Below are 22,228 nucleotides of genomic sequence, written 5' to 3'. Positions count from 1 at the left end.
CCTGCCCCCCTCATCAGGCTGTCAGTGTTTGAAATCTTGCTGTTTAGCTGGACGATGGCCGTCTCTATATTGGCAAGACGGTCGGTATTGTCTGCTGTCCGGCCAGTGTTGGCATTGATGCTATTCAATACCGCTAGCTTAGCATTCATTATCCGGACCTGTTCATTAAATACATTCGAATTGGAGCGGGCCAAATCCACAAGTTGAAGTTGAGCTAATCTCAAACCGCCGAACTCTGATTCCAGTCTGCCTGCTGTACTTTCGGTTATTCCGGAAATAGCCCCCGATAGACCAGATTCCTTGGAAGCTTTATCTGAATCGAAATTGACGCCAGTTGCTTGTTTTATGAGTTCAAACTGTTTCTGTGCATTTTCGACGATATCGTTATAAGCTTTTTGAAGTCCTGATATTTCGGATGCAGTTAAACCCTTTTTATCATTCTTTAGGGGGTCGGCCGCATCAGCAAATGACTCATACCAACCCTGCAATTGTGTTTCAAGAAAATCACGTTTCAACGATTGTAGGATAGCACGCTGCATGATCTTTTCAAAGCTGTCGGCAAAATCCTCGGCCGCAACGGTGCCCCTTTCGAACATTGAGACGATCTCATCTGTTATCCCGCCGAAAGTAGTACCCGTCAGTTCGGCCCGCATCTCGTTGAGGGCATTTTTCCACAGATCGTATTGCTCAATAATATTCCGGATCTTGCTGGCGGTTACCTCGTCGAATTTACCTTCATCCAGAAGCTGGGTTAACTTGGTGATTTCTTCCTGCGTGATATCTTCGATGGACGTCCACTGCAATCGGTAATCGTCAACCGATCCATCCATGAAAAATTTACGCGCCGCTTCCAGCATCTGTATTTCAGGCGCGTAGTCTTTTTGGAATGCGGGGAAAAACCAATTATCTTTTTGCCTATCCTTAATCTCACGAAGCCTCTTATCCAATTCCTCTATCGATCCGAATTGATTCAGGATTTGCACCAGATTGTCATTTTGGGCGTCTCCAGTTGACAGGAATTGACTGGTAGGTAAGTCCTTAATGCTGTTGTTTACGGAATCGAACGCCTGCTTAGCCGCATCGGCGTATGCCTTTACACGATCAGCACCGTATATATCGTTGATGAGTGAAAGTTGATATTCCAGGATCCGTGTCGCTGCGTCCAATTGCTTCAACTGAAACTCCTGAGCATGCTGCCGCTCTTTTTCAGCCTTCTGCCATTTCTTGTTTTGGCTATCCTCAATTGCCCCGACTACGCCACCGATGACGGAAAACACCGCACCAACTATAGAGGCGATGCCACCACCCTTCGAAAAGCCATCACCAACTTTACCGATCGTTTGCCCGAGCGTCTGAGACAATTGACCGACCTGGCCCACCATAGCACCGATGGTTTTGAGTGAGGTAGACAATGTTCCATCGAACTGCGTAGCTGTGTCAACTAGTCGACCAAAACCGTCAACCAGCTGAACAACGTTCCCAAAATTTTCGTTCTGCACAGATTCGGTGGTCATATCGAACCAATCGCCGAAAATCTTATTCAGTTGGGACTTGACATTGGGATCATCAATCCCATCGATGAGGCTATCGACGTATTTTCGACCTTGCTTCAACGCTTGTAACGAAATGCTGGTACCCGACATATCCAGCGTGCGAAGCAACTCCTGAAATTTCTCGTTTCCCTCTAATTCGGTTCTGTAAAGCTCGACCTCCTCATCCTCAAGCGCTTTTTTGCGCAGCTTTCTTCCCTCCTCGTCGAGAAGCCTCATATCTTCATCAGCCTGTCTATGTAGACGGGTGCGCTTTTGCTCGAAGGAAGCGTATGTTGTAAGTAGGTATCTCGTTCGCTCGTTGGTCCGGTCGCGCTCCGATTTATCGAATTCATCGAGCGAATCGTTCAAAGCTTTCAGCCGCTCTTGCTCGGGTCCGGTCAAAGATCCATAAATTGCGCCCCTTCCTTGCAGAGCAATTATTTCCCCCATAAGAAGCGAACGGTAATCGTCGGTGAAGTCCTTTTCGGTTTCGTACATCCTACGAGCCGCCTCGACACCGATTTCTCCCCTTGCGTCCTGAAATTTCCGGTAAATCTCCAGTTGGTTACCGAGCTGGGTTTTCAGTAATTCAGTTTCCTGATTATACCTTATGTTACCAGTCTCACGCTGTTCCAGATTATCAATAAGCTGGAAGGTACCAGCCTTGATTCGTTCATTAGCCGGTGCTTTTTTGTTGAAGTCCTCAATCTCCCGACGGAGATCAGTATAGAATTTTCTAGCTCGGGCTAATTCCTGTTCATTGTTAGAAAGTTCGGAATTACGTATCTCCGCCTCGTGGTCTGCCAACGACCTCAAAATATCTATTTTCTTTTCCGCAAACTTTTCAATAACCTTCAGCGTCTTTGACTGTTCGCCGGTAATCCGTGAACGTTCGGCTTCAAGTTTTTTGATCTCTCGGTCGATAGCTTGATATTCTTCACGAGTGGACGCGTTTGAGAGTGATTCCTTTTTGTCTTTAATTTCGGTATCAATATCCCCCAATGTCCGTCTTACGCTTACGGAGGTGTCAGCATTCTTGATATTATCAATCTTGGCGATAATGCTGTTTATCTGCATTTCAAGCGGATTTACATTCAGCATGCCAAGGCTTTGCTGCCAAGACTTAGTATGAAGTTCAGTTTCGCGGATTTTGTCGGATAATTCGCGGGTCTTTTGAAGCTGTCTTTCATAATAGGCCAACTTCTGTTCGTTTGTCATTTTTGACAACTCAAGAGCCTCATTTTCTCTTTCAAAGGAGTTTTGCAGGCTTTCCGCGTTGGTTTTTGCTATTTCGAGTTGTTCGTTTAATCCAAGTAGCGCCCGTGACAACGTACCACCTATATCGCCCGTTTGGTTGATGGTATCTTGGTATTCTTTCGCCTTATTGGTTAATTCGACAATCTCGTTTTGATATACCGCCAATCTATTCCCGATATCGTTAACTGCTTCACGATCTTGGAGATCATTGAGAAGCTTTTGAGCGTCGGCAATACTCAATAGCATAAACTTTTCCCTGCTCATATTATTGAGCCGATCGGGATATAGTGTTTTTAACCGTTCAAATGCTTTAACGCGCTGATATTCGGTGGAATTGGTATTCTGTATTACTGATAAGTATTCACCCGCTTTTATCTTTATGTCGTCCAGCCGGGCAGTTGCTTCCGTTTGCTCCCTGTTAAGCCTTTCTTGTGCTTTCTCTGCGGTTGAAAGTGAATCGCTAAGCTTGTATAGAATAAAAATCAATGCCCCAACAGCTGTCCCAAATGCTACATATGGATTCGCCAGCATAGTTCTGTTGAGTAGCTTTTGGGCAGCTTCTGCTAACAACAACGCTCTGTAGTGAAGCAATTGGGCAACTGTCCAGCCTCGTGTAGTCGCAATAGCTATGCTTTGGGCTGCAGCCGTCGCTATCACCGCTGCCCGATATGATCCGTAGGTAAACGCAATTCCGGTAATGATATCGAGAACGGCCTCATAGTTTTCCACCAAGAAGGAAAGTCCTTGTATACTGGCACTGATCACGCCTTCTTGTTCCGTGCCTATCTTATTAAGCATGATGTCAAAAGCGTCGCCCAGGCGTTCAAGCTCTCCTTGGATAGTTCTGCTTTGTTTTGCCATCAGGCCCCCGAACATACTACCCTCGGCGGTCATGTTTTTGAACGCTTTCTCTACTTCCGCGAATCCTACCTTTCCTGCCGAAACCAAATCGTTTACTTTACCTTCAGCGACACCCAGCACTTTGGCAAGCTCACGGTAAATAGGAATACCACGACCGGCAAACTGGCGGATATCCATCATGTAGGCCCGGCCCTGAGTTCTTAATGTACCATATAGGTAAACTAGATCACCTATTGGCTGTGACACACCCGAAGCGACATCGCCAAGCATCCGTAGTTCGTCCCTGACATTTTCAACGTTAGAACCGTATGCCAATAACTGTTTAGCTGCGTTTGCCGCATCTTTCATCCCAAAAGGAGTGGTCGCTGCAAACTTGATTAGGTCTTGTGTGAGCCGGTCAGCCTTCTGCTTGCTTCCAAGCATAGTGGTAAACGCTATGTCGAGTTGCTGGAATTCCGATCTCACTCGGATCAGATCTCGGACAAATCCCTGGGCGGCGTTCAGCGTAAGAAAACCAGCCGCCGCCTTCGACATCCGGGAAAATAGGTTATCTATGTCGTTACCACTCCTCACGACATTATCGGAAAGCCGATTCAAACGGGCTTCCATACGATTGATTTGCGCTTGGAATTGTGAATCCCTGATAAGCGCATCCCATTCTAACCTATTTACCTCAAGAGACATTTATCGCCTTAGTAAGCTCGTCTAGTTCATCTTTAGGATCGACCAATTTCCCGTTGTCCGATTCTGCGTTTTTGACCGGTGGAATGGTTGCCATATCCATTATGAAATTATCATAGGAAAGCTCCCAAAGCACATAGTCACGGCTTTCGCCGAAGTATTTCCGATAGCTATTTACCGCTGCCCACGGGCTATTATCTCCCGGGTATCTTTTAGGCTCGCTTATGTCGTTTCCGGATCCTTCTCCGTCAGATTCTCCGTCCCGACCACTAAGGCGATAGATTTCATAAAAGCCTGTATGTCCATCTTCGACAGCACTAAATCGAGTATGTCGGCACATTTTTCGTCATCCATCCACCTCAACGCATCTAGTAGTTGCGGGGACGGCTCATGCCGGTCGTTCTGTAGTGCTACTGCAGTTATATAAATAAGGTCATCGGTGAACACGGCTGATGCTTCCATGAACGATTTGACCACATTCCCCGGTTGTATAATTCCGGCAGGCAATTTCACGGCCCTAGATGCGATGCGATACCTGTTACCTACGCTTATCTTCCTCATCTGATAGTTAAGCGACCTGGGCTTGATACCAATTTTCATAAGTAGCCGATGTAAGACATTGCGTGGTGTGATCGGCACTTCGATGACACCTAGACTTTCATCCGCGAAAACCTGCGCAGCTTTCGATAGAATTTCGTTGCTCATACGATCAATTTGAAAATCCCCCATGTCTCAGGGGGATTTCATTAGGTAGCTGGTGCGTCAGTGAATTTGACTGTCTTGACACCTGCTTTGGTTGGAGGTAGACCGGTACCTTTCACGGAAAGCCTACCGAGCTGAGCCTTGTCAAGATTGAACTGTGGCCGAGCTAGTATTTTAACCCGTGGAAGAGCAATCTTTACACCGTTGCGGGTTTCGCACTCAACAGACTTTTCGATGAAAACAACATCATCACCCTCCCAGGTATCGGGCGCGCCGGAGGTTCCGGCAGTATAAGTTCCACCACAAACGTCACCCAGTGTTTTCGCGCTGACGTTGTATGATTCAAGGTTAAGTTCCCATTTTCCGGATTGGGTCAAAAGCGTATCGAATGCAGCATCAACCTCCTCGACCTCGATATCCTCTGTTGATGGCTCGGTGTAAATCAACGAAGCGGAACCCTTTACGGTTGCGCCGAGCAATTCCGTTAAAGTGGTACCCATGTCGCCGTCGGCGGCGGGGTCACCCATCAAGACGGCTTTTAAGCCGAAAATCTTTTTTGCCATGACAATTTTACTTTATTGTGAAAAATTCAATTCTAAATCCAGCGTAATGCTGGTCATTAGTGTCCTCGTAAGTGCTTTCATGCACTATTTCGAATGCGTATGTTCCGTCATTTGCCCAAACCTCATCCGGAATCGATGCTTGCACCAGTTTGGCTACATACAGTAATCTTGCTGTGTCCGGCTGACTCCTGTCATTGTTCAAATCGGGGTATTGCAGCGGATCAAGGTTAGGCACGTAAACATTAAACAACAACACGCCTTTCTGTACTGGCTCTCGGTTGTTACCAAGCGTCCCGATGACCATATCCTCCCTCTTTGAATTCTGTGGTCGCCGAAACTTGCAAATCTTACCATTGGGCTTGTTTGCATCGGAAGACAGTGCGCTCGAAGCAACGTGCGCGTATAGTATATTTACCATCTCAAGCGATGTAACTGCCATCAGAATCTATCTTTTAACCTTTGCATAGCCTGTTTGAGCATGACCTCAGCTACCAGTCCACTGCCCGTTATCACATCCTTGCCCCTGCTTTCGACCGCCGCTGCGTAACTCATCCCAGCCACAACTATCAGTGCATACCCACGCGGAAACTTCCCTTTTAGCTCATCAATGAAACTTTTTGCAGCCTGAACTCCGGTAGCCTTGTCGGTACCTGAATTTGATTGCTCGAAGTTTTCATTTACCGTTTCGCCATTCCGCAACACAGCAAATCCAATGGAACTGCGGAGATTACCGGTAACGTCATTGAATCCACCGGTTGACGCATTTTTGCTCCGCGCCATCTTCACAAACTCAAAACCTATAAGTTCCAGCCTGCTTATGATAGCATCGGCGAGTTGACTGCGTTTGTTACGCATTGTCCTGCGGACATCAGCCTTGGTAAACCTTGGTTTCATACCCATATCACGGCGTGTTTTTGGTATCCGAAAGGCATAAGTACTGCACCTCCTCCGATTTTCTCATCTTCCTTGAAAATCTCTACCAATGTCCCATCAGTTAGCCCCGATGGAAATTCGTCAAGAAAGATTTTGAAGCTGAAAACAACATCTTGACCGTCATTGCTCTTTATGGTTTTACCGCTTCCGTTAGGCTCTGCCCTGCAACTTACCTCATGGTCCGTTACAGTGATGGTACCTGGAACCAAATCCCCGTTGCCATTGGTAGTGCTACCCGTGGTAACAGACGTTTTGAACTTCAGGATATGTACCCTTTTGAACAGCATATCAGTTATCCCACTTGTAGGCTGAAATCTTAGGAATGCCACCAATGCTAGCAATGACGTCTTTAAGGCCATGCTTTTTAGCAAGGAAAAGCAACCTATCCTTAATGCCCTGCAAGCTTCGTGATTCACTCAAACCGCCCTCGCTTTCCGAACTTATAGCCATAAGGCTTTGCAGTAACGGAATGGCCGCGATTTCAAGTTCTTTCAGTCCGCCTTGTTCGAATTGATCGTCACCATCGATACCAGCTTCCGTTAAGAATGTATCGACCGTGTTGTTATCAACCCCAACCTGAACGACTCCAAGAAAGGCTACTTTTTTGGTCTGCATTTTAAAGAACGATTATTTACTTTCCTCAATGATGCCCTGTGAAAGCAGGTTACGAAGCCGTTCTGGTGAAAAGCTAGACACATCGAATCCAGCCTCGCGGATGATACCGCCACTCTCCTTGTCAGCGAACCTCTTTCCACTTGCTACGACATACTTTGCTTTGCGGTTCAAGACTACTTCTGGCTTCTTTTCCTCTGTCTCCACCTTTCCATTAGCCGAATGCAGAATGTCGCGTACCACGTCCTTTGCGTTATCATTGAAGCTTTTAATAGCCTCAATAACCTCATTATTGGAATCGATGACCCTTTGGTTTGATTCAATAATTTGGTTAACCCATTCGGGATCTTCCGGCTCCAAATGTTTCCCTTCCGGCGCTTCGTCAAAGGTTGAGTCACCGAAATCAGGTTCTTTAAAAGCAGTGTCGGCATCGGAAGGCGCACCTTGTACGCCGTCCTCTACCTTTTTAACTTCTTCCTTTTTTGCCATGATTAAGCGGTTGCTACATCGGTTTGCAGAATGTATATACCATCGATCTGCTCTAAGGCAGGGAAGGCACTCAATTCCGCTTGCGTGTATTCTTTCCACGGATCGTTGTCCCGCCATTGCGATACAATCGTTCGATCGTAGTTGGCATAATTGACACCATTGACCGGCTCCCAGCCCTCTATTGCGACGGCGTTGTGAACGATACCAAGCTTGCCGGACGGAAGGAAAACAACATTTTCCTTTTTGAAAGGATTGATCGTCTCAATCTTGCCGTCCTTTTCAATACCTCGGCGTTCGTTGACAATTCGGATAGTGGGTAATTGATTTTCGACCAAATACTCATTCACCGAACTTAGGGTGACCTTATAGGTCAGGTTTGAACCTGGGTTGTACATAGCAGAAATATCAGCCTTTACAGCTGCCAGTTTCTTCATAGACAACCAGGTCTCACGGTCAATCCAAATTTCAGAGAAGGTGCGACCTTTTCCAGCAGCGTACGTAACAACATCATCGATGTCTTGGAAAGGATCCGCAGTCGGATCAGTCCATACCTTACCTACTGTTCTCTTTTGATCAGGAGCCGCTAACAATGAGACGGTCCCGAAATTCACGCCGTCGGGATTATTGAGAATTCCGACATTTACTTCAAAGGTCGAGATACCCTGCAAGAACATGATATCGATACGCTTATCCGTAGACGTCGACGCATTCTCTACGGCGTTCCAAAGCATGCCGATCAACAGGTTCAACCGCTGCTCGTCAGAAATCGGAAGTGTTTGCAGACTGCGGAGTTTCCGGTAGTCGTCTTGATTCATCGCAAACTTCTCTTTCATTGTAGGGATTTTACCCTCCAATTTTTCGAGTTTGTTGGATGAGCGCAACGGAGCCGGTGCGTCCGGGTCAACGATTGAAGCCGCAGCCTCGATCCGTGAACGCCCAATAGCAGTCGCAAAAGTCAATTCGATTTGAGGAATACCCCAATCTAAGTATTGACGCCAAATCGAGCCGCCGTACAGCAGTTGTATTTGGTTGTCGATTAGCGCTTGAAGATTTTGACCCTTGGCCAAGTCTCCAAACAGTGAAGCTACTACTGCCATCTTAAAACGATTGAGAATAAATGATCAATGGACCGAGAGCGGTCGCCAGTGCGGCAGAATACGGCACCCTACGCGCATATACCGTTGCGCGGATAACGATGCTAGTACTTTCGTTTTCTTCCACCTTTTGGTCCCGGTAAAGCAATCCGTTAACGCCCCCGAAGGACGAATTTGAAGCGCCCGTCGCACTGGAGGCGAAAACCATAGTGTCGGCGGTGACCTCTCCGATGGTTGTACCAACCGTTACGGTATCATAATCCGCGTTGGACGCGTCGATACTCGTAATAGCGTAAGCGGGACCACCAACAGTAGCAGCGAAATTGTCGCCAACTTTCAACAAAGATCCTTTGGCGATCTTATAGGCTGTAGCGGATGCCCCGGCATCTTCGACAACCTTGCCGGTTATCAGCGCCTTAGCGGTCCGGGTTGATTCGTTGAAGATCATGGGAGTTCCCGCTTTCAAAATGGCTCCTTTCGTAAGCCCGGTAATGTCAAGCAAAAAACCTCCCTGAGCTAACTGAATATCTTTACCCGAACCTTGAAACACGGGAATATCACCCGTGCTATCGGTTCTTTTATATCCAATTCCAGACATAATTTTTTAATTAAAATGAACTACTCCTTTGCTTTGGATGCCGCCGCCTCAACGTTCTTTTTAGCGAACTTGGCGATTGCATCCGATACGCCGGTGCTACTGGTTTTTACACCGGTAACTACCTTCCCGTCCCCAACTTCTGCGTTGATTACGGATTGTTTGATTTCGGTCCATTCGGATTCTATTTCTGCCAAGGCTTTTTCTGCATCGAAGTCTTCTCCGATTTGGTATCTACGAGCATACTTTTCAGGTATTCCCTTTGCTTTGGCCGCCGATACCAGTTCATCTACGGTTTTTTGAGCCTTTCCTGTGTAAACTTCTGATTTCAATTCCTTGAACTCGCCTCCTAAAAACTTAGTGAACCATGCTGGCGCTTCATCATCCTTTGGTTGCGGTGCTGGTGGAGTTGGTGACACAGGAGGTGTCGGCTCTTTAGCTTTCTTTAGAGCCTCCGTTACCCTTTTATCCCCCTCCGACTGCAACAAGTCTGCGTAATCCTTAATTGACACTGGTGAGTTGGCTTCAAAGTCATTGATTGCCCCCTCGATTTGGTTTTCGTCTGTCACTTTCTCGGCTAATTTTTTAGCGATAAGCGCCAGAACTACTTTCGGCACCCCTGCATGTTTGGACAGCAGTTGTGTCAATATTTTTTCCCACATACGTATGTTGTTTTTTGACTGGTATAAAGGTAGATAGTGCTATTTCATGCACATCGGAAAACCGGAAATGAGTTTATACATATTATACTATCTGTATAACATTCGCCAAATCCCCGTTTAAGGCAACAACTGAAAACATTATTTATTATACATACATATATTTGAAAATAAATTTGTGATATACATTTTATGTACGTATATTTGAATATTATTTCAAACAAAACAAATTATCATCATGAACATTTCACTTAACATCTTTGATCGCTTCATCGCAGCAATCACGAAAAAATCAAACACGAAATCAGCGCCTCAAATGAAAGTGGTATCGGTTGGCAATCCTCACAAGCTCGGCGATATCTTCGTTGAGTCCTGGGGCTATGAACAAACAAACGTCGACGCTTATCAGGTGGTAAAAGTCAATAAGGCGTCGGTGATCTTACGGGAGATATGTCTTGAAACGGTCGAATCAACCGGATGGGCTAGCGATAATGTAAAACCGGTAAAAGACAGCTTCGTAAGTGATGAAACTTACATTAAGATCGTGTCACAAAAAAATGGAGATTATTTGAAAGGTATCAAACACGGATGCCTCATTAAATATAAGGGAGGATCTTTGCATCGTTCTTGGTACGCATAAGATTTATACATTTTATACTAAAAGTATAATGAACAGCATAAGAAATGCAATCAAACTTCGCGACTGGCATGGTCGCGAAGTTTTGGTAAGGCCGGAGATACTTTCAAATGGTCGTGAGATATTTATCGATGCGCAAGGCCTTGCAACTGATACGTGTCGGGTATGCAGCACAATCTACACGGGCTGGTCGGGTCGCGAACGGATGTGCAGGTCGTGCTGCAGGGAGCAATATTCATAAACTCAAAAAATTAAGACATGAAAACATTCACAAAAATCTACAAGGCTGTAAACTTTGCTTTCGGAGAAATCGAATCAGCCCCGCAAACACCTGAAAATGCAAGCGCATTGCTTCGGATAAATAGCGCCGGCGAAATCAGATACCTCGGATTGGAATCGATCAATCACATCACCTGTCCAGGCGCTTTTGAAATCGATGTGCACTATCTCAAAGTGAAGCGTAATAATCCCGAGGTAAAGGCGCATCACTCATACGGGGTGATGCTTTACGACGCTAGTTTCGTTGAATTCTGCGTCAAGCACGAGCTGGCAGATATGTTTACGTACGAAAGTGAGTAGTTGTAAAAATTGATTAATTTTGAAAGGTATGGGAAATGTTATTGTTATTGATAAAGCTACGACTGTCGAGTTCGTTTCACAAGGTAAATTACCTCGGAAGTTAAAAAAGAAGCTCAAAAAGCAGGGGTTGCCCGTTATTAAATTTGAAGGTCAAATTGAAGGGTTTACAAAATGAACTGGATAGGCGTAAATGAGAGGTTGCCGGAAGAATCCGAAGAAGCGAAATTGCTTTTATTCTATGAGGACGGTACCTTCGATAAAGTTAGGTTTTACAACGGACAATTCGAGGGGTTGTTTGACCCGTTCGATGGAATTTGGTCACACACTGAGGGCACCCACTGGTGCGATGTGACGCCGCCAAACAAATAATTTGCTACTTTTGCATTGTTGACGCTTTACTTGGCTTTAAACCAGTTGGGGTACCACTTTAGGGATAATTCGGTTAACTACGTGTAGTTCGACCGGATGTTGGCTCGGAACCTCCGGTATCACGGTAAAGCAAAAATGCCCCTTATTGGGGCTTTTTTAATATCGCGATACAACGCCCGTCCTGGCCTGTAATTACTTTTTCGACCTTCTGTTTATACATGGTTGCGTTATGTATTAAAGCATTTGCGGTTTCTCGATCATATCCGTACTTCATTAGTGCAGTGTAATCGATTTCTGATTCACCAATTTCGGCTGCATTCCTGACCTCAGACATTAAATGATCTAGATCGTTATGATCAAAATTATACCGGACTCTTTTAGCTGTCATAATTGTTAATTTTTGTGTAAGCCCTATTGCTTACAAGACAAAAGTCAAGACAAAATCTCATATATAAAAGCAAAAAAGGTAAACGTAATTGTATACCGGCTAAATATTGATTTTATTATCTCTCACCCAATAAGGCTTAGATTTCCAGCGCTTGATTGAAGCGCGGTTTTCAGTAACATATCTCCAAAATCCGGCAGGTTCTTTCTTGACCGGATTTTTAAATTGGAAGCCATCTCCCCTACCGGCCAATAAAGCTTCTTCGTAAGCGTCGTATTCTTCCATCGAGGGTAAAATCGGCACGGTATAGCATATGCATTGTGGGTGCCAACCTACGAACTTGAAGTTTGAGGGGTATTTACCCGTCATATGGTCGCATATGTCGAACTTAGGGTGATTGGCAGAAAGCCGGACTTCAAAACCCAATATGAACTTCGTTCGTGAATACCGTTCACCGTCTGCAGTGCGATAGGACATGTTCGTTTCGGAGCGGGTGAGCCTCAACGCATTTTTGAAACTGGACCGGTAGATACCTTGACCAGGGTGATATTCCCGAGCGGCCTTACTTAGTACCAGTTTCTTATCAGCATTCCTTACACGCCTGAACAGCTTATTAGGTTCACGAAGATACTTCTTTTGTTCACTGGCCATCTTAGCGGCCGGCATACCCTCCGATATCCCCGTATACAATCCCTGTTCGATCTCGCTACGGAATTGACTGGAATACCGCCAAACACGTTCGGAAAGCTTCAATCCGTCTTTGCCTGCCGCGCGCTGCATAAATGCCGCCATTGCAGCCGTATTTCTACTGAAAATCGCTGCCTTGACATTTTCAGCGAAAGCACGATCACCCAGGTGGGTTTGAATAACGTCGTCTATCGACTGTTCGGCAAGCTCCCACTGTTCGGTAACACCATTGACAAGCAGCGTCACTACCTGTTCCTGAAATTCGGCCAATACATTATCGACCAGCTTATTGAGCTGCGGATATTTTGTAATGTCGAAAGTCTCGTTTTTAAGTTTGACCGATGCGGATCCGGAGAATATCTTATCTATGGCTTCGTAATATATCCGCTGCAATCGGCCCTGATATTTCTTTATATCGTTGAGGTGCCGCTTCTCATACTTTTTCCGGATGTCGTCTCGCTTAGCCATTATATAATTTACAGCGATTTTTGTATATAATTCCTATACAAAAGTTGTAGGTTAATAGTTCGGCATATCGTTTTCGTCGGTGGTAAATAGGCAGACAGGCGGCATAGAAACCCCGCAAATGGATAACACCAATGGACGGCCAGCTAACAACGCCTCCAGGTCTTCTTTGCTAGGCATCCAAACAGTATTAATGTATGGATGGCCGTTTTGATCTTTGCCGACATAGGCTGGCAAAGGTGAGCATTCTTCATCTGTCATGCCTTCCGGCTTGTTGAAGATTATGTTCCGTTCTTTGAAATCAATGGGTCTCATTGGTATCTATTTGGTAGGTTTTCACTTTGCAAAGAAGCGACACCGTAACCGTACAGTAGCCATTGTCTTGCACCAAGTTCAACGAATCTTTCAGGTATTTGATTTTGTTGCCTTTACTATCCCTAATCTCGAAATCTCCTTTCTCTGATACCGTTAATTCGTATAACATACTTTTTCTTTTTGTGGTAATTAAAAAAGCCGGAGGTCATCACTCCCCCGGCCCAAATCAACCTAAAACAAACTAAATAATGAACACACCGATTAATGGGACGGCTCCCGTAACTTTCGCCTGTTTATGCCCCGGCCGAAACCGGGGCCTCACTTAACCCGTGAGCAGGCTCCCTCATTTGGGGCGTAGATGCCCTCCCTCAGTTATCAATTGTAGCGGAGATCGGAATCGAACCGATGACCTTGAGATTATGAGACTCACGAGCTACCGCTGCTCTACCCCGCAATGTGACAACAAATGTAAACAACCGATTTGAATTATACAAATTATACTATTTGTATAATTATTCATCCAAAGTTGTCACACTTTCTTGTTGCAACTTTTGCCAATTAACTTTGCCATTCTTAACTAACGGGTTGAGGTGGGCCGCTTCCTCCTGACTTAGCGTTGGCTTCCCTCCTGTCGATGTTGACAGTTGCTCGATAATCTCACTGACATCATCCGGAAGTGGCGTACTGAATTCGATTGTAACCACCAGCTTTTCACATTGGGCGCGCATTTCCGATGAGGTGTCAATGACGTTTGTCATGAAAGCCTTCAAAATACTGATCTCCCGTTGTAGCATTTCCCGAAAGTAAATTCTGTTGAATATCGCTTTCAGCTCAGCCGGGAAGAATTTCATAATCAACGCTTTCCCGCTATCCTGCCCCATGCTTTTTAACGCATCTGTAGACAAGTCAACGGTATCGGTTATGTAATTGATCAGCTTTTCCAAATCCTCGCGCTCCTCTTTGATGAGGTCAACCGCCATTTGCGGATACAGGTAGCTAGCGCTTCCACCTGGCTGAATCTGCACGACTTTTACCAGCTCCTTTTTATCCGGAAGGGATTCGACATCACCCTCCAATACAAGAATCGGGTCTCCCATCGCGTCATTGTTGTTAGCCCGTTTTGACGAAAGATATTCCCGGCGCTCGATGATCTTATCAACCAAATAGCTATCCCACTTCTCTTGTGTGTAGTATGAGATATTGATCTTTTTGGTCAAATTCTTTTTGACTTCGGTAACCCATTTACCTTCATCATCCTTTTTGCTGAAATAATAGTTATCAGCCGTTTCAACATCGAAATGGGGTACTAATGTGCCGTTACCAGTCTTGACCTCGTAACCACGGGCAAACGCCTTCATGCCGCCGAACTCGTCAAATAAAACGTATAGATCGTCTTTTTTGGATTTAGCCAACACGATGCAGCGCACTGAGTTGGATTTGCTCATGTCGGTAGGATCAGCGTCAGCGTCCCGGTACGGAACGAACTTCTTCGCGCATTCTGTCTCACTATACAGGCAGGTAGCAGCCTCGAGGTTCTTGCTGTCCTGCCTCATTTCGTTCCAAAGCTTCGTAAGCAGCTCAAAAGCCTTATCGGTACCTTCGCTTTCCTGGATAAGCTTAACCGGCACTCCAACCAAAAAAACAGCAGATTGTTGCACAATCTTCTTTTGGTAGGCAATTGGAAGTCCCCAATTCGTGATAGTGTCTTTTACACTACCGTCCGCTGCAAGTATCACCTTTTCATCCGATTCTTTGGATATTTTGTGTTTGTCGATGTTGTAAAACGACAATGCTTTTTCAACATCTTCCTTTTTGTTGCTGAATTTGCTTTTGGCCTTTTCGATTTCGCCTGTTGTGAGAAGGGCTATCAATTCATCTTCCATAATGTACCTTTTGGATATAATGGTTAATACACTTTTCTGCCAATCCGGATTTAGTGAGTGTCTCGATACCGTTGTCTTTGAGGAAAGGTGCGAAATTGACACCCGAAACCACATCATAAACCCCATCTTTGAGGACTATGAAGTAAAAATCTACATGCTTTGCTATCTCACTGGCCAGCTCCTCGCTGTACGGTACTTTCTTTTGCTTACAAACTAGCCGATCTATATCCGATGTAGGACAAAAGTAATGCAAATCTTTAGCTTTTAGCGATTTGACATCAATCTTTTTTTGTTGAGGTTTCAATCTTTTGAGTAATTTCATACGATCATTTAATAAAATCCTAAACTTGCTTTGCTGACATTCTTTGAAGTACGTTCCGACTTCTGAGCTTTTTCCATGAAGAAAACATACCGGCTTTCGTCAATGCCGTGGTTATTCGTGTCGCAAGGGACGTTGAGCCACTTACCGTTTTTATCCTGCTGCCAGGTATAGTTACGCCATTCTTTGATGAAGTTTAACGACCGTTCGGTAATATGAATCTTATGACGTTTCATGATATCGATACCGGTGTTTACCGACCCCTGCGGCTTATCCACCGGATGGACGTTCAGTCCCATCTTGAATATTTCGTCGATACTCTTAGGTTCAGAACTATCGGCATAACCTTTGATGCCGACCAATCCATTATCTTTCAAAATCTTACCGATATCTGTGTTGAGCATCTGCGTTTTATAACAGAGCTCATCAAGCCAAACCTCGTTTGTTGATCCGGTCCAAAAATGATCACCGATCGCGGTGGGGTCATTGGTATATCCAAAGTCAAGACCCCAGCGGTGGATTTTCTTAGCCCAGGCGGGTACCTCTTTGATAATGTCCCAATGTACTCCATACTCGAACACCAAACCTTCGAGTGCGGCGCGTTGGCCCAAGCCGTATATTTTCCACTTGCGTTCGTCTGCAGTTCCATTCTTATAGTTTTCTTCGGTCGGCTCATACGACAATATCTGCTCTTTTGCGTTGCGCGAAATGAGCGGATTATCCAGCATTGTACTGTGGTTGTAGTACGTCCGTGGCCGTTGCAGGATCCTGTCATATACCCAATGTTCCTCAAAACTCGGGTTATAGTCAAGTATTGCGAAGCCATTGCACCGCTGCATAAGTTGGGCATAGTCATCATACCCGGCCTCTACGGCTTCATTAATCCAAAATGCATCGGACTTGAATCCGTGAATCTTTTGCGAATCGTCAAGCCCGATAAACCAAAATTCAGTATCAAATAGCTTGATCACCTTTTTCGTTTTATTGTGGTTTTTCGGATTATACAAACCGACCGATTGCAGTACGTCAATGAAGTCTTTCAATACCGTTGCTTCGAGCCAAGTACCCTTCAACCGGCAAACAGCTACACGAGTACTGCGACCTTTACGGAGAAACGCCCACTTTATCCAAAATTGGATAATGCTATGCGTCTTACTGGACCGGGAACCGCCTTCAAGTACAAAGACGTTGAATGCCTTTGATCTGTAAGATTCCCAAAGGTCATTATGAACCTTGGTTGTTATCCCCAGCATCGTCGTCCTCGCCTAGATACTTGCGTTTATACGCTTCCAATTCTTCCTGTGACAAATCATCGACGGACATAAATAACAGTGGTGTTTGCTGTATATCCTTTCCGTTCGTAGTCATATCTACCTTTTGCGTTGCGCTTGAATAACCTCTCTCACGCGCATTGTTGGTGAGATAGAACTCAATGGCCCTTTGATCATTGTTCTCGATATTCTGCATCAGCTTGCTTTCGACGTAATCATGAGACATATTCCTGATCTCGTGAGCCATCTCCGCGAATTCCTTATCATAGGATTGATGCTTTTCATCGAGGTAATTGTAATATGTCTTTGTCGAAATGTGGGCGTTTTGACAGGCTACGGTAACGATGCCTTTGGCAATTTTAAGGCAGAAAAGCAGCGTTTTCTTTTTGCCTTTGAATTCTTTGAAATTCGGATCTTCCTTTGCCGCCTGGTCGATGGCTTTCAACTTGGCTAACCGTCTATTCTTTTCAAGTTCTTTGTTGGATTCTTCACTCATAACACTTTCAACTAAACAACCGGAACGGGTATCAAACCGCTCCGGCACACACATCATCATGAAATATACCCATCGCCCTAGGCAACGGGTACCTTGGGTTAAGCCGACCCACCGGCGGCGCGTCCGCTGGAGCTTGCCCCGCGGTTACCGCCTCGGTTGAACAACCCACGCACTCTGTTCGCTAATCTTCGAAACATCGCTATTGAATTTGGTGAAACAATCTGTTAATTACTCTCTATCTAATTCTGCTTTTTGCCGCATCGTACAATTCAGTGTACCCACTATCCCATATCACGTCCTTAAACACCATACCGCGGCAATCTTCATGTTTGCTGACCTCATGGTATTTTTCGTCAGGTTTCCCTAGATGTTTTACATAATCAAGGAAATCGCCGTGGGAATCTACGACAACGGCAATTGGAAGTCGCTTATCAATAATGACGTCATCGGGCAAATCAATTTTCCTACCTGTACGGCCTGTGATTTTCAAATACAATTCATTGATTCTTGATCGGTTAGATTCCGGTTCACCTTCTTCGGACGATATCTGCATTGCTACCTGTACAATGCGGGTAAATACCTCTATATCGTCAGGTGTTAATATCAATATTTTGCCTTCTGATGATTCAAGGATCACTTCTTTACGGAACATTTCACGGTTATGGTACGTCTGTCTGTACTCTCCTGTAGCCAAATCCATAAAAATTATTGTTCGATTATTACCGAGAATGTATTCAAACACCTTCCCTCTGTGCTTGTCTGCGAAGGTGAAGCGCTGGCCGGGCTTTAAGTCGTGGAGTTTCATCGTAGAGGCAATTTCACTTTGTTTTCTAATGCATAAGGTAACCCCAAGGTGTCTACGAGCCTGACTGATTTCCCGCGAAGGTTCTCTGATATTGTTAGGTCGATTCGCTGAGCAGCATTGAAAACTGAAACAAAGACTTTCGCATTCACGGTATCGAGCTGGCCCACGTTATCAAAGGTGTATGTGAATGATCCCTTCACGTTGAAATATTGAAATTTGCTGCGGTCCAGTTCGTTGTAATGATTCCACTTATCATCTTCCAGGTAGATAACGCAATCTTTGCAATTGAGTTGATAAGTCACTGATTGGGTTTCGGGTAATTGCTCTTTGGAGCATGCGGCAATCGTAATTGCGGCGATAAATAACAGTTTTTTCATTGTTTTATTTGATTTTAAAGTGTGATGTCAAACCAGTCTTTTTTAGGAGCGAATAACCTTGGTTTTTCGATTGTTCGCGGCGTTAGGTCGATACCTAACAGTTCGGCAAGTTTTTGGCCGTTGATGAAATTATCTTTTACAAGACCTAACGCACCGGCTTTTTGCAGGAACTCATCGCGCTGGGCCTGATCGGCAAAGAATGCACAAAAGTAGAAGTCTGTTGACCACTGATCTTGTAGGCTTTTTTGCGTGTTTTTAGTCGCTTCTCGGATGGCAAGCATGTGATCGGTCACTTCAGCTTTAGCTTCAGCTTCTAAGCTCTCATGTTCGGTCACAACGTCGCTTTCGGCTTCTTTATCAAAGCTATCGAAGTCGTCAAAGCTAGAAAAACTGTTGAATGCGTCGAACGGGTCTGATGATGGTGTTTTAGATTTTTTCGCCATGTCTCAATAATTCTAAGTCAAGGAATGGATATAGTGATTTGCACTTTTCGTAATCGTTGGGAAAGTGATCTTTCAGGGGTTTCAGGAACTTGTAATGGAAACCGTCGAACGATCTCCCCCAAATACGGTAGTCTACTGGCAACTTGATACCTGATGAACGGATCTCGCTTATCAAGCGCTCGTTGTTCCAATCGAAAACAGGATAAAACTGCTTGCGCTTTTCGTTTACAGCACCGTAACGCTGGATGCTTATACGGCGGTTGAGGCTGTCATTCATACGGACGCCAACCCCAACATACGTTTCAATCGGTAGGTCTAAATCAAGCTTTGCGGCGGCGAATACTTCGTCATAATGCGGGATGTAAATGTCTTGACTATGGATGTAGTCAACTGCAGCTGGATTCTGGTACATGAAATATGCTAGTTGGCGATATAGCGCAGGTGACGGGAATTGCAGGATACGTTGCTGGAAAACCTCGTTTTCGTAGTACTCGATTGATTTCTGCTGGAACTCAAGGCCGGGGACCATGTAATAAAACACCGGGTATATTTTATCGAAGTACTTGCGCATGTTGATGTATGCAGCTATCGAGTCCTTCCCTAGTGAGAAAGAAACGATAGCCACGCCGTTTGCTTTTTCGGCGATACGCTCGCAAAGTTGTTCGGATGTTTCCATTACTTAAATCGTACTACCAGGTGACCGCCATTTTCGTCATCCCATTTCTGACCGGCTTCGAGGTTGTTGATATTTTCTATAGCCTCGTTGTTGTAACCATTTTCTAAAGTGAAATAGCTTTCGTCTACTTCTTTGTGTTGAGGGTCGTAACAGTTAGGGTGACCCCAATCGCCCCAAATGCAAATAAATTGTTTCATGATGATTGATTTAAATATACAAATTATACAAATAGTATTATTTACAGAGCAACGGAATAATCGTGAGCTTGACCGGACCAGTGTGCGGATGTCTCGGTGAAGCGGATGTTTCGAAGGAACTTACGTTGCTTTACTTCATAGTCGTTAGCGATGTCTAACAATGCTTTGGCGGCTCTTTTACGTCTTGCTTTCATAACAGCTTACTCAAAATGTTTATCAATGAGCTTTATTAAACCGTCTACCTGTTCTTTGAAGCAAATAGCGACCTTTCCACTTTCGTAACAAAGGTTTATGAAAAATTCTTCATCTTCATTTTCATCTTCTACGATTTCATTTTTGAGAATGAACGAACCTTGCTTAGCAAGGAAATGTACTTGGGCGTAAGTGAACAACGTTTCTAGGCGCTGCTCTGATACGATTTCAAATTGAAGTTCTGTCATGATGTGTTGTTTTGATAATTCAAATATACGTACACATATTTAATTATGCAAATTTATTTTACATTATTCATACGCATATTAAATTTTATTCCTTTCCTTTGTGGATATGAATCCAAATGTTACCAAATTATACACAATCATTTCAGACAACACGGCGATAGTCGTTGAAACAAACCTCAAACATCTTATCGATAGATTTCAAGAGATCGAACCTAATGCGCTGGGCTATGCCAGCTACGTTTTGAAATTCAAAGAACAAAAAAAATTTGTCCAGGTGATCGCCGGTAAGGAATATCACTTCCAGCAGATTATCCCCTAAAGCCTGTGTTTCGCCAAAACCGAATCGATGGCTTGCAGTAACTCGATGGACACTTTATCGGGTACGGCCCCCTCTATTGAAAAAACCGTCTTTGGGTTTGTGGTATAGATGTCAGTCTTGACCTTGTTTCCCAGCATGAGCTTACTTTTGTAGCCCGATTCGAATTCGTCCTTAGCCTGTGTTTCAGCTTTCTGATTTTTAGTTGGGGTTGCCATTGAAATTATCCTTGAAGTTTTCATAAAGATCATCCACCTCTTTCCTAAAGGCCGGATAGATATTGTAATTTGACAATGCCGCAGCCAGCGAATACCTAACCACTGCATACGTACAGTTGAGGTGGCGGCTTAGCGATAGTAGAAATCCTTTGTTGAAGCTACCTTCTATTCCGGCAAGCCGTTCAGGCTGGTAGAATTTAATGATCAGCGCAACCAACACTTCTCGGTGATGGGTAATGCGTTTGAACCCGGGAACGTTCATCCAGGCTTTTAGCGAAACGCCCTTTGCTAGACAGTAGTCATCGACTATCCACCTGATATCTCCAAAATCGCTTAGCGTGACGTCGGGTATGATCGTTTTGATTTTGGTTTCAATCTGCTCTAATACGTTAGGGAAATCACGCCTAAGCACATTGAGAACCAATTTCGGATTCTCTAACAAAACCTGCATGAGACAAAAATAATACAATTTATACTATATGTATATTTTTATTGTAATATCTTAATTATTTTCTCCAGCTCTTTCCTTATCGGTTCATCCTTTTCATGTTCAAAAGTCAGGAAACTAAGCTGCCTTTTTGCGTTCAAAACACGGTGATAGTACTTACTCATCAGGACGCCGGTGAAATTCTTGCGGAACTTGTGCAAGAATGGCGCTTTCTTCGCTTCGTAGCATGGTACGCTCATAAACCTATCTGGAACGTAGATCAGTCCCGCATAGGCGGGTACCTCTTCCGGCTTGACCATGTTTTCCGGACATGCGAAGTAGAATTTGTTAGGCGTGAATTCCTGGGGATTGATGAAAGTGACATTTGAGCTTTCGTAATACACCCACTTCCAACCGTATTTCGAATCAGGATCCTTGACTTGAAATCCGAGCTTTGAGGTACCGTCATTGCGGCAATAGATTGTTTTTCTGGAATTCTCGAATAGCTTGTGTTTCGGCTTCTTGAAGTCGGCAAAGAAGTCGGAACGGCTGACCTTGACCTCCACCTCGACTGAATAATGAGATTTGGTTATACAGAAAAAGTCGCTTTCCCAATTGTAGATGAAAACGTTTTGCAGCCGGTGGTCGCAATTTCCGTACAACCACTGGACCGCATCGTAAATCTTATCTGATGTCATTTTTAATTTTTTTAAAAAACCAGAAATCCAGATTTATTATTAACTTACACGACAAAAATTAAAACCAATTATTATGGCAACTGTAAAAATTATTATCGACGATGAGGAGTTCGAAATTGAAGAATCAGAACTACCCGAAAATTATCAAAGCTGCACGCCGGGGCAAACTTGGTGTTGGAACGGTCAATTATTGAAATGCAATGGTTCGGGACAATGGTTCAACACAAGACAAAAGTGCTAATCGTAA

The 22,228-nt window shown here is 44.5% G+C and carries 32 protein-coding genes and 1 tRNA gene; 5 read left to right on the top strand and 28 right to left on the bottom strand.

Annotated elements, in window-relative coordinates; genetic code table 11:
* The 11 genes from BMZ56_RS24335 to BMZ56_RS24285 form a co-directional block, all read right to left on the bottom strand.
* The coding region (locus BMZ56_RS24335) for a tape measure protein (RefSeq protein ID WP_143073019.1) at positions 1-4,334 on the bottom strand (4,334 nt) is incomplete at its 3' end.
* A 219-nt stretch (positions 4,335-4,553) separates the two neighbouring features.
* Positions 4,554-5,036: a hypothetical protein gene (locus BMZ56_RS24330; RefSeq protein ID WP_090632206.1), complete on the bottom strand. Its 483-nt coding sequence runs from the start codon at positions 5,034-5,036 to the stop codon at positions 4,554-4,556.
* Positions 5,037-5,077: 41 nt separating this feature from the next.
* On the bottom strand, positions 5,078-5,596 hold the full coding sequence (locus BMZ56_RS24325) for a hypothetical protein (protein ID WP_090632204.1): 519 nt from the start codon (positions 5,594-5,596) through the stop codon (positions 5,078-5,080).
* 7 nt (positions 5,597-5,603) lie between these two features.
* Entirely contained in the window at positions 5,604-6,035 is a 432-nt protein-coding gene (locus BMZ56_RS24320; protein WP_090632201.1) for a hypothetical protein, read from the bottom strand.
* Positions 6,035-6,496, bottom strand: coding sequence for a hypothetical protein (locus BMZ56_RS24315; protein ID WP_143073018.1), 462 nt, complete (start codon positions 6,494-6,496; stop codon positions 6,035-6,037). Before BMZ56_RS24315 ends, BMZ56_RS24320 begins: the two co-directional genes overlap by 1 nt.
* Positions 6,487-6,816 carry a hypothetical protein gene (locus tag BMZ56_RS24310; RefSeq protein ID WP_090632197.1) on the bottom strand — a complete coding sequence of 110 codons (330 nt, stop codon included), beginning with the start codon at positions 6,814-6,816 and terminating at the stop codon, positions 6,487-6,489. The genes BMZ56_RS24315 and BMZ56_RS24310 overlap by 10 nt, the downstream gene beginning before the upstream one ends.
* Before the next feature lies 1 nt (position 6,817).
* Positions 6,818-7,144, bottom strand: coding sequence for a DUF6706 family protein (locus BMZ56_RS24305; protein ID WP_090632195.1), 327 nt, complete (start codon positions 7,142-7,144; stop codon positions 6,818-6,820).
* A gap of 12 nt (positions 7,145-7,156) precedes the next feature.
* Positions 7,157-7,630 carry a hypothetical protein gene (locus BMZ56_RS24300; RefSeq protein ID WP_090632192.1) on the bottom strand — a complete coding sequence of 158 codons (474 nt, stop codon included), beginning with the start codon at positions 7,628-7,630 and terminating at the stop codon, positions 7,157-7,159.
* Positions 7,631-7,632: 2 nt separating this feature from the next.
* Positions 7,633-8,727: a major capsid protein gene (locus BMZ56_RS24295; RefSeq protein WP_090632190.1), complete on the bottom strand. Its 1,095-nt coding sequence runs from the start codon at positions 8,725-8,727 to the stop codon at positions 7,633-7,635.
* Between the two features lies 1 nt (position 8,728).
* The gene (locus BMZ56_RS24290; RefSeq protein ID WP_090632188.1) at positions 8,729-9,322 is read right to left on the bottom strand and encodes a hypothetical protein; all 594 of its coding nucleotides are present in this window, start codon (positions 9,320-9,322) and stop codon (positions 8,729-8,731) included.
* A gap of 20 nt (positions 9,323-9,342) precedes the next feature.
* The gene (locus tag BMZ56_RS24285) at positions 9,343-9,981 is read right to left on the bottom strand and encodes a hypothetical protein (RefSeq protein WP_090632186.1); all 639 of its coding nucleotides are present in this window, start codon (positions 9,979-9,981) and stop codon (positions 9,343-9,345) included.
* A 235-nt stretch (positions 9,982-10,216) separates the two neighbouring features.
* On the opposite strand from BMZ56_RS24285, the gene BMZ56_RS24280 reads away from it, so the two are divergent.
* The 3 genes from BMZ56_RS24280 to BMZ56_RS24270 all read left to right on the top strand — a co-directional run bounded on the left by BMZ56_RS24280 (position 10,217) and on the right by BMZ56_RS24270 (position 11,563).
* On the top strand, positions 10,217-10,618 hold the full coding sequence (locus BMZ56_RS24280) for a hypothetical protein (RefSeq protein WP_090632183.1): 402 nt from the start codon (positions 10,217-10,219) through the stop codon (positions 10,616-10,618).
* A gap of 255 nt (positions 10,619-10,873) precedes the next feature.
* The gene (locus tag BMZ56_RS24275) at positions 10,874-11,194 is read left to right on the top strand and encodes a hypothetical protein (protein ID WP_090632181.1); all 321 of its coding nucleotides are present in this window, start codon (positions 10,874-10,876) and stop codon (positions 11,192-11,194) included.
* 171 nt (positions 11,195-11,365) lie between these two features.
* Positions 11,366-11,563 (top strand): DUF551 domain-containing protein, encoded by a 198-nt coding sequence (locus tag BMZ56_RS24270; RefSeq protein ID WP_090632178.1) that lies wholly within the window; start codon positions 11,366-11,368, stop codon positions 11,561-11,563.
* Between the two features lie 487 nt (positions 11,564-12,050).
* Here BMZ56_RS24270 and BMZ56_RS24260 read toward each other — a convergent pair whose 3' ends face one another.
* The 14 genes from BMZ56_RS24260 to BMZ56_RS24200 all read right to left on the bottom strand — a co-directional run bounded on the left by BMZ56_RS24260 (position 12,051) and on the right by BMZ56_RS24200 (position 20,322).
* Positions 12,051-13,103 carry a hypothetical protein gene (locus BMZ56_RS24260; RefSeq protein ID WP_090632173.1) on the bottom strand — a complete coding sequence of 351 codons (1,053 nt, stop codon included), beginning with the start codon at positions 13,101-13,103 and terminating at the stop codon, positions 12,051-12,053.
* A gap of 51 nt (positions 13,104-13,154) precedes the next feature.
* Positions 13,155-13,415 carry a hypothetical protein gene (locus tag BMZ56_RS24255; RefSeq protein ID WP_090632170.1) on the bottom strand — a complete coding sequence of 87 codons (261 nt, stop codon included), beginning with the start codon at positions 13,413-13,415 and terminating at the stop codon, positions 13,155-13,157.
* Positions 13,402-13,584, bottom strand: a complete 183-nt coding sequence (locus BMZ56_RS24250; RefSeq protein ID WP_090632168.1) for a hypothetical protein — start codon at positions 13,582-13,584, stop codon at positions 13,402-13,404. Before BMZ56_RS24250 ends, BMZ56_RS24255 begins: the two co-directional genes overlap by 14 nt.
* Before the next feature lie 213 nt (positions 13,585-13,797).
* Positions 13,798-13,869, bottom strand: a tRNA-Met gene (locus BMZ56_RS24245).
* Positions 13,870-13,927: 58 nt separating this feature from the next.
* Positions 13,928-15,298 (bottom strand): phage portal protein, encoded by a 1,371-nt coding sequence (locus BMZ56_RS24240; protein ID WP_177195298.1) that lies wholly within the window; start codon positions 15,296-15,298, stop codon positions 13,928-13,930.
* A complete protein-coding gene (locus BMZ56_RS25755; RefSeq protein WP_177195297.1) occupies positions 15,288-15,620 on the bottom strand; it encodes a hypothetical protein in 333 nt (110 codons plus the stop codon). The genes BMZ56_RS24240 and BMZ56_RS25755 overlap by 11 nt, the downstream gene beginning before the upstream one ends.
* An 8-nt stretch (positions 15,621-15,628) precedes the next feature.
* Positions 15,629-16,870: a PBSX family phage terminase large subunit gene (locus tag BMZ56_RS24235; protein WP_090632162.1), complete on the bottom strand. Its 1,242-nt coding sequence runs from the start codon at positions 16,868-16,870 to the stop codon at positions 15,629-15,631.
* Positions 16,842-17,384 (bottom strand): hypothetical protein, encoded by a 543-nt coding sequence (locus BMZ56_RS24230; protein ID WP_090632160.1) that lies wholly within the window; start codon positions 17,382-17,384, stop codon positions 16,842-16,844. Before BMZ56_RS24230 ends, BMZ56_RS24235 begins: the two co-directional genes overlap by 29 nt.
* A gap of 235 nt (positions 17,385-17,619) precedes the next feature.
* Positions 17,620-18,189, bottom strand: coding sequence for a hypothetical protein (locus BMZ56_RS24225; RefSeq protein ID WP_090632157.1), 570 nt, complete (start codon positions 18,187-18,189; stop codon positions 17,620-17,622).
* A complete protein-coding gene (locus BMZ56_RS24220; protein ID WP_090632154.1) occupies positions 18,186-18,566 on the bottom strand; it encodes a hypothetical protein in 381 nt (126 codons plus the stop codon). The genes BMZ56_RS24225 and BMZ56_RS24220 overlap by 4 nt, the downstream gene beginning before the upstream one ends.
* 14 nt (positions 18,567-18,580) lie before the next feature.
* Positions 18,581-19,009, bottom strand: a complete 429-nt coding sequence (locus BMZ56_RS24215) for a hypothetical protein (RefSeq protein ID WP_090632151.1) — start codon at positions 19,007-19,009, stop codon at positions 18,581-18,583.
* Positions 18,993-19,685, bottom strand: a complete 693-nt coding sequence (locus BMZ56_RS24210; protein ID WP_090632149.1) for an adenine nucleotide alpha hydrolase family protein — start codon at positions 19,683-19,685, stop codon at positions 18,993-18,995. Before BMZ56_RS24210 ends, BMZ56_RS24215 begins: the two co-directional genes overlap by 17 nt.
* Complete coding sequence (locus BMZ56_RS24205) at positions 19,685-19,882, bottom strand: hypothetical protein (protein WP_090632146.1); 198 nt, start codon at positions 19,880-19,882, stop codon at positions 19,685-19,687. The genes BMZ56_RS24210 and BMZ56_RS24205 overlap by 1 nt, the downstream gene beginning before the upstream one ends.
* A gap of 200 nt (positions 19,883-20,082) precedes the next feature.
* The gene (locus tag BMZ56_RS24200; protein WP_090632144.1) at positions 20,083-20,322 is read right to left on the bottom strand and encodes a hypothetical protein; all 240 of its coding nucleotides are present in this window, start codon (positions 20,320-20,322) and stop codon (positions 20,083-20,085) included.
* Between the two features lie 106 nt (positions 20,323-20,428).
* Between BMZ56_RS24200 and BMZ56_RS24195 the strand changes: the two genes are divergently transcribed.
* Positions 20,429-20,641, top strand: coding sequence for a hypothetical protein (locus BMZ56_RS24195; RefSeq protein ID WP_090632141.1), 213 nt, complete (start codon positions 20,429-20,431; stop codon positions 20,639-20,641).
* Here BMZ56_RS24195 and BMZ56_RS24190 read toward each other — a convergent pair.
* Genes BMZ56_RS24190 through BMZ56_RS24180 form a run of 3 tightly spaced genes read right to left on the bottom strand, consistent with a single transcriptional unit; the run spans position 20,638 to position 21,981 of the window.
* A complete protein-coding gene (locus BMZ56_RS24190; protein ID WP_090632139.1) occupies positions 20,638-20,856 on the bottom strand; it encodes a hypothetical protein in 219 nt (72 codons plus the stop codon). The genes BMZ56_RS24195 and BMZ56_RS24190 overlap by 4 nt on opposite strands.
* On the bottom strand, positions 20,840-21,307 hold the full coding sequence (locus BMZ56_RS24185) for a hypothetical protein (protein ID WP_090632136.1): 468 nt from the start codon (positions 21,305-21,307) through the stop codon (positions 20,840-20,842). Before BMZ56_RS24185 ends, BMZ56_RS24190 begins: the two co-directional genes overlap by 17 nt.
* Before the next feature lie 38 nt (positions 21,308-21,345).
* On the bottom strand, positions 21,346-21,981 hold the full coding sequence (locus BMZ56_RS24180) for a hypothetical protein (protein ID WP_090632133.1): 636 nt from the start codon (positions 21,979-21,981) through the stop codon (positions 21,346-21,348).
* A gap of 73 nt (positions 21,982-22,054) precedes the next feature.
* Here BMZ56_RS24180 and BMZ56_RS25750 point away from each other — a divergent pair, with 73 nt between their 5' ends.
* Entirely contained in the window at positions 22,055-22,222 is a 168-nt protein-coding gene (locus BMZ56_RS25750; RefSeq protein ID WP_177195296.1) for a hypothetical protein, read from the top strand.
* Positions 22,223-22,228 lie beyond the last annotated feature (6 nt).

It is taken from the genome of Parapedobacter indicus (genome assembly GCF_900113765.1).
In the GTDB taxonomy this organism is placed as follows: Bacteria; Bacteroidota; Bacteroidia; order Sphingobacteriales; family Sphingobacteriaceae; genus Parapedobacter; species Parapedobacter indicus.
This window is presented reverse-complemented; position numbering and strand designations above follow the sequence as displayed.

Bases quoted from the DNA above. Each gene is read 5' to 3' on its own strand.
- BMZ56_RS24290 (WP_090632188.1), bottom strand. From the start codon at position 9,322: ATGTCTGGAATTGGATATAAAAGAACCGATAGCACGGGTGATATTCCC.
- BMZ56_RS24215 (WP_090632151.1), bottom strand. From the start codon at position 19,009: ATGGCGAAAAAATCTAAAACACCATCATCAGACCCGTTCGACGCATTC.
- BMZ56_RS24230 (WP_090632160.1), bottom strand. From the start codon at position 17,384: ATGAGTGAAGAATCCAACAAAGAACTTGAAAAGAATAGACGGTTAGCC.
- BMZ56_RS24200 (WP_090632144.1), bottom strand. From the start codon at position 20,322: ATGACAGAACTTCAATTTGAAATCGTATCAGAGCAGCGCCTAGAAACG.
- BMZ56_RS25755 (WP_177195297.1), bottom strand. From the start codon at position 15,620: ATGAAATTACTCAAAAGATTGAAACCTCAACAAAAAAAGATTGATGTC.
- BMZ56_RS24325 (WP_090632204.1), bottom strand. From the start codon at position 5,596: ATGGCAAAAAAGATTTTCGGCTTAAAAGCCGTCTTGATGGGTGACCCC.
- BMZ56_RS24300 (WP_090632192.1), bottom strand. From the start codon at position 7,630: ATGGCAAAAAAGGAAGAAGTTAAAAAGGTAGAGGACGGCGTACAAGGT.
- BMZ56_RS24280 (WP_090632183.1), top strand. From the start codon at position 10,217: ATGAACATTTCACTTAACATCTTTGATCGCTTCATCGCAGCAATCACG.
- BMZ56_RS24240 (WP_177195298.1), bottom strand. From the start codon at position 15,298: ATGGAAGATGAATTGATAGCCCTTCTCACAACAGGCGAAATCGAAAAG.
- BMZ56_RS24235 (WP_090632162.1), bottom strand. From the start codon at position 16,870: ATGCTGGGGATAACAACCAAGGTTCATAATGACCTTTGGGAATCTTAC.
- BMZ56_RS24220 (WP_090632154.1), bottom strand. From the start codon at position 18,566: ATGAAAAAACTGTTATTTATCGCCGCAATTACGATTGCCGCATGCTCC.
- BMZ56_RS24190 (WP_090632139.1), bottom strand. From the start codon at position 20,856: ATGGCAACCCCAACTAAAAATCAGAAAGCTGAAACACAGGCTAAGGAC.
- BMZ56_RS24315 (WP_143073018.1), bottom strand. From the start codon at position 6,496: ATGGGTATGAAACCAAGGTTTACCAAGGCTGATGTCCGCAGGACAATG.
- BMZ56_RS24285 (WP_090632186.1), bottom strand. From the start codon at position 9,981: ATGTGGGAAAAAATATTGACACAACTGCTGTCCAAACATGCAGGGGTG.
- BMZ56_RS25750 (WP_177195296.1), top strand. From the start codon at position 22,055: ATGGCAACTGTAAAAATTATTATCGACGATGAGGAGTTCGAAATTGAA.
- BMZ56_RS24330 (WP_090632206.1), bottom strand. From the start codon at position 5,036: ATGAGCAACGAAATTCTATCGAAAGCTGCGCAGGTTTTCGCGGATGAA.
- BMZ56_RS24210 (WP_090632149.1), bottom strand. From the start codon at position 19,685: ATGGAAACATCCGAACAACTTTGCGAGCGTATCGCCGAAAAAGCAAAC.
- BMZ56_RS24195 (WP_090632141.1), top strand. From the start codon at position 20,429: ATGAATCCAAATGTTACCAAATTATACACAATCATTTCAGACAACACG.
- BMZ56_RS24305 (WP_090632195.1), bottom strand. From the start codon at position 7,144: ATGCAGACCAAAAAAGTAGCCTTTCTTGGAGTCGTTCAGGTTGGGGTT.
- BMZ56_RS24250 (WP_090632168.1), bottom strand. From the start codon at position 13,584: ATGTTATACGAATTAACGGTATCAGAGAAAGGAGATTTCGAGATTAGG.
- BMZ56_RS24310 (WP_090632197.1), bottom strand. From the start codon at position 6,816: ATGCTGTTCAAAAGGGTACATATCCTGAAGTTCAAAACGTCTGTTACC.
- BMZ56_RS24205 (WP_090632146.1), bottom strand. From the start codon at position 19,882: ATGAAACAATTTATTTGCATTTGGGGCGATTGGGGTCACCCTAACTGT.
- BMZ56_RS24225 (WP_090632157.1), bottom strand. From the start codon at position 18,189: ATGAAACTCCACGACTTAAAGCCCGGCCAGCGCTTCACCTTCGCAGAC.
- BMZ56_RS24270 (WP_090632178.1), top strand. From the start codon at position 11,366: ATGAACTGGATAGGCGTAAATGAGAGGTTGCCGGAAGAATCCGAAGAA.
- BMZ56_RS24295 (WP_090632190.1), bottom strand. From the start codon at position 8,727: ATGGCAGTAGTAGCTTCACTGTTTGGAGACTTGGCCAAGGGTCAAAAT.
- BMZ56_RS24260 (WP_090632173.1), bottom strand. From the start codon at position 13,103: ATGGCTAAGCGAGACGACATCCGGAAAAAGTATGAGAAGCGGCACCTC.
- BMZ56_RS24275 (WP_090632181.1), top strand. From the start codon at position 10,874: ATGAAAACATTCACAAAAATCTACAAGGCTGTAAACTTTGCTTTCGGA.
- BMZ56_RS24180 (WP_090632133.1), bottom strand. From the start codon at position 21,981: ATGACATCAGATAAGATTTACGATGCGGTCCAGTGGTTGTACGGAAAT.
- BMZ56_RS24185 (WP_090632136.1), bottom strand. From the start codon at position 21,307: ATGCAGGTTTTGTTAGAGAATCCGAAATTGGTTCTCAATGTGCTTAGG.
- BMZ56_RS24320 (WP_090632201.1), bottom strand. From the start codon at position 6,035: ATGGCAGTTACATCGCTTGAGATGGTAAATATACTATACGCGCACGTT.
- BMZ56_RS24255 (WP_090632170.1), bottom strand. From the start codon at position 13,415: ATGAGACCCATTGATTTCAAAGAACGGAACATAATCTTCAACAAGCCG.